The 9,422-nt window shown below is 67.5% G+C and carries 13 protein-coding genes and 5 tRNA genes; 3 read left to right on the top strand and 15 right to left on the bottom strand.

Annotation, left to right across the window (positions count from 1 at the left end; all coding sequences use genetic code 11):
• Positions 1-9 precede the first annotated feature (9 nt).
• The 13 genes from rpsC to FJ108_02790 form a co-directional block, all read right to left on the bottom strand.
• On the bottom strand, positions 10-687 hold the full coding sequence (gene rpsC / locus FJ108_02730) for a 30S ribosomal protein S3 (protein MBM4334817.1): 678 nt from the start codon (positions 685-687) through the stop codon (positions 10-12).
• Positions 688-696: 9 nt separating this feature from the next.
• Entirely contained in the window at positions 697-1,044 is a 348-nt protein-coding gene (locus FJ108_02735) for a 50S ribosomal protein L22 (GenBank protein MBM4334818.1), read from the bottom strand.
• Between the two features lie 10 nt (positions 1,045-1,054).
• Positions 1,055-1,357: a 30S ribosomal protein S19 gene (rpsS, locus tag FJ108_02740; protein MBM4334819.1), complete on the bottom strand. Its 303-nt coding sequence runs from the start codon at positions 1,355-1,357 to the stop codon at positions 1,055-1,057.
• A complete protein-coding gene (gene rplB, locus FJ108_02745) occupies positions 1,357-2,184 on the bottom strand; it encodes a 50S ribosomal protein L2 (GenBank protein ID MBM4334820.1) in 828 nt (275 codons plus the stop codon). The genes rpsS and rplB overlap by 1 nt, the downstream gene beginning before the upstream one ends.
• A gap of 3 nt (positions 2,185-2,187) precedes the next feature.
• Entirely contained in the window at positions 2,188-2,478 is a 291-nt protein-coding gene (locus FJ108_02750) for a 50S ribosomal protein L23 (protein MBM4334821.1), read from the bottom strand.
• The gene (gene rplD, locus FJ108_02755) at positions 2,475-3,053 is read right to left on the bottom strand and encodes a 50S ribosomal protein L4 (GenBank protein ID MBM4334822.1); all 579 of its coding nucleotides are present in this window, start codon (positions 3,051-3,053) and stop codon (positions 2,475-2,477) included. The genes FJ108_02750 and rplD overlap by 4 nt, the downstream gene beginning before the upstream one ends.
• Before the next feature lie 4 nt (positions 3,054-3,057).
• On the bottom strand, positions 3,058-3,375 hold the full coding sequence (gene rpsJ / locus FJ108_02760) for a 30S ribosomal protein S10 (GenBank protein ID MBM4334823.1): 318 nt from the start codon (positions 3,373-3,375) through the stop codon (positions 3,058-3,060).
• Between the two features lie 6 nt (positions 3,376-3,381).
• Positions 3,382-4,572: an elongation factor Tu gene (gene tuf / locus FJ108_02765; protein MBM4334824.1), complete on the bottom strand. Its 1,191-nt coding sequence runs from the start codon at positions 4,570-4,572 to the stop codon at positions 3,382-3,384.
• 60 nt (positions 4,573-4,632) lie between these two features.
• A tRNA-Thr gene (locus FJ108_02770) sits at positions 4,633-4,709 on the bottom strand.
• 28 nt (positions 4,710-4,737) lie between these two features.
• Positions 4,738-4,814: transfer RNA gene (locus FJ108_02775), tRNA-Gly, on the bottom strand.
• A gap of 51 nt (positions 4,815-4,865) precedes the next feature.
• Positions 4,866-4,951 (bottom strand) — tRNA-Tyr (locus FJ108_02780).
• Between the two features lie 177 nt (positions 4,952-5,128).
• A tRNA-Thr gene (locus FJ108_02785) sits at positions 5,129-5,204 on the bottom strand.
• Between the two features lie 16 nt (positions 5,205-5,220).
• Positions 5,221-6,018, bottom strand: coding sequence for an RNA methyltransferase (locus FJ108_02790; GenBank protein MBM4334825.1), 798 nt, complete (start codon positions 6,016-6,018; stop codon positions 5,221-5,223).
• Between FJ108_02790 and pabB the strand changes: the two genes are divergently transcribed.
• From pabB to FJ108_02805, 3 genes are read left to right on the top strand one after another with little or no spacing between them, the layout of a single operon-like run.
• On the top strand, positions 6,017-7,432 hold the full coding sequence (gene pabB, locus FJ108_02795; GenBank protein MBM4334826.1) for an aminodeoxychorismate synthase component I: 1,416 nt from the start codon (positions 6,017-6,019) through the stop codon (positions 7,430-7,432). The genes FJ108_02790 and pabB overlap by 2 nt on opposite strands.
• A 3-nt stretch (positions 7,433-7,435) precedes the next feature.
• Positions 7,436-8,086, top strand: a complete 651-nt coding sequence (locus FJ108_02800) for a hypothetical protein (protein MBM4334827.1) — start codon at positions 7,436-7,438, stop codon at positions 8,084-8,086.
• Between the two features lie 56 nt (positions 8,087-8,142).
• On the top strand, positions 8,143-8,403 hold the full coding sequence (locus tag FJ108_02805) for a hypothetical protein (GenBank protein ID MBM4334828.1): 261 nt from the start codon (positions 8,143-8,145) through the stop codon (positions 8,401-8,403).
• Positions 8,404-8,866: 463 nt separating this feature from the next.
• On the opposite strand, the gene FJ108_02810 is transcribed toward FJ108_02805, so the two are convergent.
• A tRNA-Cys gene (locus FJ108_02810) sits at positions 8,867-8,937 on the bottom strand.
• A 43-nt stretch (positions 8,938-8,980) separates the two neighbouring features.
• The gene (locus FJ108_02815) at positions 8,981-9,415 is read right to left on the bottom strand and encodes a hypothetical protein (protein MBM4334829.1); all 435 of its coding nucleotides are present in this window, start codon (positions 9,413-9,415) and stop codon (positions 8,981-8,983) included.
• Positions 9,416-9,422 lie beyond the last annotated feature (7 nt).

The following is a 9,422-nucleotide window of genomic DNA, read 5'->3' on the forward strand; positions in this document are numbered from 1 at the left end:
CGTATCAGCTCAGCGCGCCTGCGCCTCTTCGAGCCGACCGAGTCGGTGGTCGTCGAGTTTCGCGTCTGGCACCAGGCCCTGGAATACCCAGCACTTCACGCCGATCAAGCCGTAGGTGCAGTGCGCCTCCCAGAATCCGAACTCGACCTGTGCGCGCAGGGTGTGCAGCGGAACGCGTCCTTCCATGTACTGCACCACCCGCGACATCTCCGCGCCGCCGAGCCGACCCGAGACCTTCAACTTGATGCCCTGGGCGCCGAACTTCAGCGCGGCCTGCATCGCCTTCTTCATCGCGCGCCGGAATGCCACGCGGCGCTCGAGCTGCAGCGCGATGTTCTCGGCGATCAGCTGGGCGTCGACCTCGGCCTTGCGGACCTCGCGGATGTTGATGAAGACCTCGTTCTTGGTCATCTCCGCGATCTCGTGTCGGAGCGCGTCGACGTCGGCGCCGCGCTTCCCGATCAGGATCCCCGGGCGGGCGGTGTGGATGTTGACCGACATCTTCTCCGCGCGCCGCTCGATCACGATCTTGCTGATGCCGGCATGGAATGCGCGCTTCTTGATGAAGTCCCGGATGCGCAGGTCCTCGTGCAACGCGCCCACGTAGCCGCGCTCGGCATACCAGTTCGACTGCCAGCCGTTGATGACGCCGAGCCGGAAGCCGTATGGATGTACTTTCTGTCCCAAAGTCCTCTCCTACCGCTCGTCCAGCACGAGAGTCACATGACTCACGCCCTTGTTGATCCAGGTCGCGCGCCCCTGCGCCCGAGGTCGAATCCGCCACGAGCGCGGTCCTTCGTCGACCGTCACCCGCTTCACGTAGAGATTGTCCAGGTCGATGCCCGCCTGGTGCCGCGAGTTGTGCTCGACGGCATTCGCGAGCGCGGAGCGCAGCAGCTTCTCGAACGGCACCGCCGCAGATTTCTCGCAGCCGCGCAGGATCTCGAGAGCCCGGCTCGCCGACTTGGAGCGGATCAAGTCCGCCACCAGACGCCCCTTCCGCGGCCGGAATCGCACCCCTTTGGCTCTCGCTCGAACTTCCATTTCCCTCGCCTCACTTCTTCGCCGGAGCCGGCGGCGCCGCGCTCTTCACCTTGCGATCGCCCGAGTGGACGACCGGCTTGCGTGTGGGCGCGAACTCGCCGAGGCGGTGTCCGACCATGTTCTCGGTGATGAACACCGGCATGAACAGGCGGCCGTTGTGGACGTGCAGCGTCAGGAAGATCATCTCCGGAGTGATCATCGAGCGCCGCGACCAGGTGCGAATGATCTGACGCGACCCCGAGCTCACCATCGACTCGACCTTCCGCTGAAGGCTGGCCTGTATGTACGGTCCCTTCTTTACGGAGCGTGCCATTACTTCTGTCCTCGGCCGCGGATGATGAAGCGATCCGTCCGGCGGTTGTTGCGTGTCTTGTAACCCTTGGTCGGCATGCCCCAGGGGCTCACCGGGTGCCGGCCGCCCGACGTGCGCCCCTCGCCTCCGCCGTGCGGATGATCGACCGGGTTCATCGCCACGCCGCGAACGTTCGGCCGGATGCCGAGCCAGCGCGAGCGCCCCGCTTTGCCGACCGACACGTTCTCGTGTTCGGCGTTTCCGACCTGTCCGATCGTCGCGAGGCAGCCCGCGAGCACCATTCGCGTCTCGCCCGACGGAAGCTTCAGCTGCGCATACTTCGCATCGCACGCCATCAGCTGCGCACCCATTCCCGCCGAGCGCGCCAGCTGACCACCCCTTCCCGGCTTGAGCTCGATGTTGTGGATCAGCGATCCGGTCGGGATCAGCCGCAGCGGCAGGGTGTTGCCGGGCTTGATCTCCGCGCGCTCGCCGGTCATGACCCGATCGCCGACTCTCATGCCCTGCGGCGACACGATGTAGCGCTTCTCGCCGTCCGCGTAGTGGAGCAGCGCGATTCGCGCGCTTCGGTTCGGGTCGTACTCGATCGCGGCGACCTTTGCCGGGATGTCCCACTTGTCGCGCTTGAAGTCGATCTCGCGGTAGAGTCGCTTGTGACCGCCGCCGCGGTGGTAGCTGGTGATCTTGCCGCGCGCGTTGCGGCCGCCGCTGCTCGTCTTCCCCTTGGTGAGGGCGCGCTCCGGCTTCTTCTTGCTGAGCTCGGAGAAGTCGGCGACGGACATGCCGCGCCGGCCTGGTGATGTGGGCTTGTAGTTTCGCGTGGCCACGACTCAGACCCCCTCGAAGAACTCGATCGAGTCGCCGGAGCGCAGGCGCACGCGCGCCTTCTTCCACGACGGGCGATCGCCTGTGAACCTGCCCACGCGCCGGGACTTCCCGCGCACACGATTCGTCCGGACCTCGAGCACCTTCACGTTGAAGAGCTCTTCGACCGCGCGGCGGATCTCGTGCTTGTTCGCCTCCGGGTGGACTGCGAACGTGACGATGTTCTCCCGCTCGCGCTCGATCGTGCTCTTCTCCGTGACGACGGGGCGCTGGATCACCTGTCGAAGATCCTTCATGACAGCCTCTCCACGACGGCCGGCAGCGCGGACCGCAGTATCACGAGGTGCTTGCGCAGCAGCACGTCGCGCACGTTCAAACCCATCACCGCGAGCACCCGCACGAAGGGCAGGTTGCGACCGGCGAGCTCGAGGTTGCGGTCGCGCTCCCGCGTGACGATCAGCGCATCCTCGGCGCCGAGCTCGCGGAGCTTCCCGACGAGGAGCCGCGTCTTCGGCTCGCCGAGCACGATGTCGTCGACGACGAGGACGCGACCCTCGCTCTTGCGCAGCGAGAGGGCGGAGCGGAGCGCCGCCTTGCGCACCTTCTTGGGCACGGAAACCTCGTAGTCGCGCGGACGCGGTCCGTGCACGACTCCGCCTCCCGCCCACTGCGGTGCGCGGATCGTTCCCTGGCGGGCGCGACCGGTGCCCTTCTGCTTCCAGGGCTTGATGCCGCCGCCGGATACTTGCGCGCGGCTCTTGACCGCTGCGGTTCCACTGCGTCGAGCGGCCAGCTGCGCCACCGACACGGTGTGCAACAGGTCGCCTCGGATCGGCGCTTCGAAGATCTTCGGGTCGAGTTCCATGGCCATCGTCCTAGAGCTTGATCTCCACGTCCACACCGGCGGAGAGCTCGAGCTTCATGAGCGCGTCCACCGTCTGGGGCGTCGGGTCGAGGATGTCGATCAGTCGTCGATGCGTCCGGATCTCGAACTGCTCCCGCGACTTCTTGTCCACGTGCGGACCGCGCAGGACCGTGAACTTGACGATCGAGGTCGGCAGAGGAATCGGCCCCGCGGTTCGCGATCCGGTGCGAACGCAGGTATCGAGAATCTCGGAGGCGCTCATGTCGAGCAGCTTGTGATCGAACGCCTTCATGCGGATGCGGATCTTCGGGGTGGCGAGCTCTGCCATGGCCAGTTACTCGATCACTTCGGCGACGACGCCGGCGCCGACCGTGCGGCCGCCCTCGCGAATCGCGAAGCGAAGACCCTGAACCATCGCGATCGGGGTGATCAGATCCACCTTGATCGCGATGTTGTCTCCGGGCATCACCATCTCCGTGCCCTCCGGCAACTCCACGATCCCCGTCACGTCCGTCGTCCGAAAATAGAACTGCGGCCGGTACCCCTTGAAGAACGGAGTGTGTCGACCACCCTCCTCCTTCGTCAGCACGTACACCTCCGCCTTGAACTTCGTGTGAGGCGTGATCGAGCCGGGCTTCGCCAGCACCTGACCCCGCTCCACCTCCTCCTTCTTCGTTCCCCGCAAGAGACAACCGATGTTGTCCCCCGCCTGACCCTCGTCCAACAGCTTCCGGAACATCTCCACGCCCGTGACCACCGTCTTCGTCGTCGGCTTCACACCCACGATCTCGACCTCGTCACCCGTGTGGACCTTCCCCTGCTCCACGCGACCCGTCACCACCGTCCCGCGACCCGAAATCGAAAACACGTCCTCGATCGGCATCAGGAACGGCTTGTCCAACGCCCGCTTCGGCTCCGGAATCCACGTGTCCAACGCCTCCATCAACTCGTCGATGCACTGGTTCGCCGCGTCGTCCGACGAGCTCTGACCCGCCTTCAACGCGCTCCCACGCACGATCGGAACGTCGTCCCCACGGAAATCGTTCTTCGACAACAGCTCCCGAACCTCGAGCTCCACCAGCTCCAGAAGCTCCGGGTCGTCCACCATGTCCACCTTGTTCAGGAACACCACCATGTGCGGCACGTTCACCTGCTTGGCCAGGAGCACGTGCTCGCGCGTCTGCGGCATCGGACCGTCCGCCGCCGACACCACCAGAATCGCCCCGTCCATCTGCGCCGCGCCCGTGATCATGTTCTTCACGTAGTCCGCATGCCCCGGACAGTCCACGTGCGCGTAGTGACGCGCCTTCGACTCGTACTCCACGTGAGCCGTCGCGATCGTGATCCCGCGCTCCCGCTCCTCCGGCGCCTTGTCGATCTGGTCGAACGCCAGCTTCTGAGCCATCCCCTTCGTCGCCTGACGCGCCGTGATCGCCGCCGTCAACGTCGTCTTCCCGTGATCCACGTGACCGATCGTCCCCACGTTCACGTGAGGCTTGGTTCGCTCGAACTTCTCCTTGGACATGTCTTGCTCGTCTTTCCTCTGTCAGCGCGTTGTGAGTCTTGCCGTTCGTGCCGTTCGTCGTGGAGCCCATGGGCGGAGTCGAACCGCCTACCTCGTCCTTACCAAGGACGCGCTCTAACCATCTGAGCTACATGGGCACTCGAAAGTCCCCGCCCTTCGTGAGCCTGGAGCGGGAAACGGGACTCGAACCCGCGACCCCAAGCTTGGAAGGCTTGTGCTCTAGCCAACTGAGCTATTCCCGCCTGAAACCTTTGTGTGTACGCCTCCGCGCGAAGCCGTCGAACCGTTCTGCATGGTGGAGAGGGGAGGATTCGAACCTCCGAAGGCTAATGCCAACGGGTTTACAGCCCGTCCCATTTGACCGCTTTGGTACCTCTCCCAGTGAATCCGGGCCGTTCGATTCAGCGCGATCGCGCGCAAAACGAACCCCGCCCCCCCGAGCACTCCTGTTCACTCGCGTTGCCGGGAAGCCGTCTCTATCTCGTGTTACTCGTGTTCTCGACTGAAGGGCTCGTCGGCTCGGCTCGCATCCCCAGAAACTCCGGCGCTAGGCGCTCGGAGCTGGCGAGGGGACTCGAACCTCCAACCTGCTGATTACAAGTCAGCTGCTCTACCAATTGAGCTACGCCAGCGCAAGCCGCGACTGTATCACGAGATTTCGTTCGTGCCACCGGGCATCTGCGAGGCATCGTGCGCCCGAAAGCCGGACCCGAGCTTCGCCTCGGTTTCGCCGTCCCGTCGGATCTCTGCCGTGCGAAGCAGCAGGTAGGCCGCCGCCGCCGCGACACCCAGAGAGGCGGTCTCACCTGACAGGGGGATCCCGACCGATGCATGCGCCTGGTGCCGAACCCCGGGCCGGACACCCCGGTCCTCGCTGCCGAACACCCAGATCAGATCCCCGAGCAGCACCTCCGCCGCGAGGCGCTCGATCGGAGGCCCGCCGGCCTCGGCGACCAGCACCGCGACCCCCTCGGCGGCGGCAAGCCGAAGCGCACGAGCCAGATTCGGGGTGCGGCCGACCCGCAGGTGCTCCAGTGCGCCCGCGCTCGCGCGCAGCGCGCCGGCGGCGATCGGCGGGGCATGGCGATGTTCCAGGATCAGCCCGCTCGCACCCGCCGCCTCTGCGGTCCGCGCGATGCTCCCGAGATTGCCGACATCGGTCACGCGGTCGAGCGCAACGAGCAGGCGAGGCGAACCGGTCGCGAGCAGCACCTCGAAGTCCTCTTCCGGATAGGGGTCGGCGAGCGCGCGAACACCCTGGCTCGGCCCCGACGCGCGGACCCGGATTCCCGCGCCTGCGAGTAGCGCCTCGAGCTCCCGTCGTGCGGGGCTGCCGTCCCCTTCGGGGAGGCTGACCTCGTGGATCCGTCGCCGACGCGCGCGAAGCGCCTCGATCACTGGCCGCGCGCCCTCGATCACGGCTAGCTTCGATCCTGATTCCCGCATGGCGCAGACTGTACTCCGCGCCGCAGCGAGAGCGCGTAATCGAGGTCCGGCCGTGGCGGCGCCCGTCTTCAGATTCGAGGTTCCCGGCGGCCGGCCGCCGTCGCAGCTGCTCGAGTGGCTGCCCCGAGGCGGAGCTCCCCATCTGCTGGACGCGCTCGGCCCGTCTGGTTGGGGCTCGGACCCTGGGAGCGACGGTCCCGGAGTCGGACTGCTCGCGCTCGATCCGGAAGCCGTCTTCGCCGGCGGCCTTGCGGCGCTTCAGGAGGCCAGACGGTGGCTCGCGGACGCGCGCTGCGTGACCTCGCTCGGAGCGATCCTGATCGGAAGCCTCGGGTACGAGCTCGGCCTCGAGCTCAGCGGCGGCCGCGTGACCCCGAGCTGCGAACCGCCGCGTGCGCCGGTCCAACTCGCTGGCTTCCTCGCGGTCTACCGGTACGACTGGCGCAGCGGCGCGGCCGAGATCGTCGGCAGCTCGCGCCGAGCCGTCGATCGGCTCGCCGACCGGATCGCCGCGGCCGCACCGGGCCCGCGAGCTGCCTGTGCAGCGCTCCCCTCGCCCGTCTCGCGCAGCAGTGACCTCGAGTTCGGGCGCTCGATCGAGCGCGTGAAGGACTACATCCGCGCGGGCGACGTCTACCAGGTCAATCTGTCGCGGAGGCTCGAGACCTCGGCGCCGGAACAGAGCGAAGCCCGCCGGCTCTTCGGCCGACTCGCGGAGCGAGCCGGCGCCCCGTTCAGCGCCTATCTGGAGACGCCCGAGCAGACGCTGATCTCGGCGTCACCCGAGCGCTTCCTGCGGGTGTCGGGCGAGCGGGTGGAGACCTGCCCGATCAAGGGCACGCGGCCCCGCGGAGAAACGCCTGCCGCGGACTCCGCCCTGCTCGCGGAGCTCGAGCGCTCGGCGAAGGATCGCGCGGAGCACGTGATGATCGTCGACCTCGAGCGAAACGATCTCGGACGGGTCTGCAAGACCGGCAGCGTCCGTGTCACCCGGCTCTGCGAGCCGCGCTCGTACAGCGACGTACACCACCTGGTTTCGCGCGTCGAGGGACGGCTGCGCGATCCCGCCGACTGGCCCGCCCTGCTCGAAGCGACCTTCCCCGGGGGGTCGATCACCGGTGCGCCGAAGCTTCGCGCGATGCAGATCATCGCCGAGCTCGAGCCGGTCCCGCGCGGCGTCTACACGGGCGCGCTCGGCGTCTTCGACTCCGTCGGCGACGTGGACCTTTCGATCGCGATCCGCACGGCAGTAGCCAGCGGCGGCGAGCTTCACCTGCACCTCGGCGGCGGAATCGTCGCGGACTCCGACGTCGAGCAGGAGCTGCGCGAGACCCGCGACAAGGGACGAGCGTTCGCGCGCAGCTGGGGATTCGAGGAACGCGCGAGCCCCGAGAAGCGACACTCTTCCGCGTAGCTCATGACCGCCGGCGAACGCCGCTCCGCCAGCGCGTCGCGCCTAAAGCGCGCGAGAACGCGCTCCGAAGAGCCAGACGAGGACGCGGAGGGAGCCATGAAAGAGCCGAAGCCGCTTCGAGACGAGATCGGGGGCACCCCGCTCGCGCCGGAGTCTCCCGCTTCGGCGCCCGGCTGGCGCAGGATTCCCCTCGCGGGCGCTCGTGTCGGCGCCGCCCGCGCGAACGAGCCGCAGCGTCGAACCGACACTCGCATCCATGCCGACCTCAGGCTCGAGCTCACCCCGATCGACGCGTCGCGAGACGGAGCCACCGGCCAGGTCTTCTTCGCGACGAGCGCCGACGAGAGAACGCGGAATCTGTCGCGCCGGGGAATGTGCGTGCGCTGCGAACGACCTCCCGCGATCGGCACGCGCGTGCTTCTGCAACTTCGCCTGCCGGGAGAATCGTCGGTAGACGTGATCGGACGGACCCGCTGGACGCGCGTCGAGTTCGAGCCCGGCGAGTACGGCTCTCGCGCCTTTGCGCTCGTCGGCATCGAGATTCTCGGCGGTGCGCCTCGATCGCTCGCCCGCTACGACCGCGCGCTCGGGCAGATGCTCGCGCTCGAGGAAGACCCGAACTCTCCGGTTGCCTCCGTCGGGGGCCACCGATAGCATGAATGCAGATGCGCAGCTCCAAGCCAGCAGGAGTGTTTCGTTGGATCCGCGGGATGCGGACCTTCGAGGTCGACCCTGAACGACTGCGCGCGAAGCGGGTCAGCGCGATCATCCGGTCGATCCAGCGCGACCTCGACGAGGGCGGGCGCGCGAGCGTGAGGCAGATCATGAACGGCCCCGAGCTGTTCCGCCTCGAGCTCGAACGACCCGATTGGCGCTATCAGCGCACGACGATCCTGGATCGGGACACGCTGCGCTCGCTGCTCGAAGCCACTCCGGTCGAGACCGTCCGCAGCTCGATGCGCTTCCGATAGCGGTCCGTTCGATCGCGATCCGCATTGGATGCCCGGAGCGGGGCTCGAACCCGCACGAGGCTCACGCCTCAAAGGATTTTACGCGTGTCCGGAGGTTTCCCTCCGGGGCGGACTATCTCTTCACCCGTTGGATCGGGCGACGTTCGTCGCCAGAACGGGTGCTGGGCGCTCTTCGGCGGGGATTATCGTTGGGGCTCACCCCGCTAGGGGCTGCACCTTCCGCGAAACCTCTGCCCTCCGCGGCTTGGCTCAGGATTGCCGTGCGCGCGCAGTCGCGCGTGTAGGTTTCCCTGAGTTCACCCAGTTTCTTACCCGCGCGTTGCCGCGCGGGAGACCCATCCTCGAGTCCCTCGTGTCTACCTGTTCCACCATCCGGGCAGCGACAGCGTAGCGCGAACCGGGGCTCACGAGGGCGCGGGCTGGACTGCCGCGCGAGACGCGGCCGGCCCGTCGGTGCGAGAGAAGGCGCCGCCCGGATTCGAACCGGGGATGAAGGCTTTGCAGGCCTCTGCCTTACCACTTGGCCACGGCGCCATCGGACGAGCAGCCTAGCTTATAAGGGTTCGACCGGACGCCTTCAAGACGACGAGTCGAGGCCGGGAGCGCGCGCATGCCGCTGTCCGGCTCGGACCAGAACTCCGTCCGCGGCCATCTCGACGGCGGCCAGAAGCTCCGCCTGGGCGGCGCGAGTGAAGCGGGCGGCGAAGCCTGTTGCGAGCCTGCATCGCAGCACGCCGTCGGGGTCGACGCGGAGCGATTCTGCCGCCAGCGGCTCGCGGGATCGATTCGAGATCGCAACCTCGCCGGTCGGCTCGTCGTAGGCGTCCACGAAGAAGGCGGTGTCCTCGACGTCGAGCCAGCCGCGGAAGCGGCCGAGCTGGACGACGAAGACGCGCTCTGCGTCCGCCCAGCGCACGCCCGCGCGGAACGCCTCGCGGAGCCGCGGGTGGGTCACGCGCACCCCCTCGTGCCAGAAGCTCCCGTCGCGGCGCAGCTCCAGCCCGAAGGGCACTAGCTCC

The sequence above is a fragment of the Deltaproteobacteria bacterium genome, from assembly GCA_016875225.1.
Taxonomy (GTDB): domain Bacteria; phylum Myxococcota_A; class UBA9160; order SZUA-336; family SZUA-336; genus VGRW01.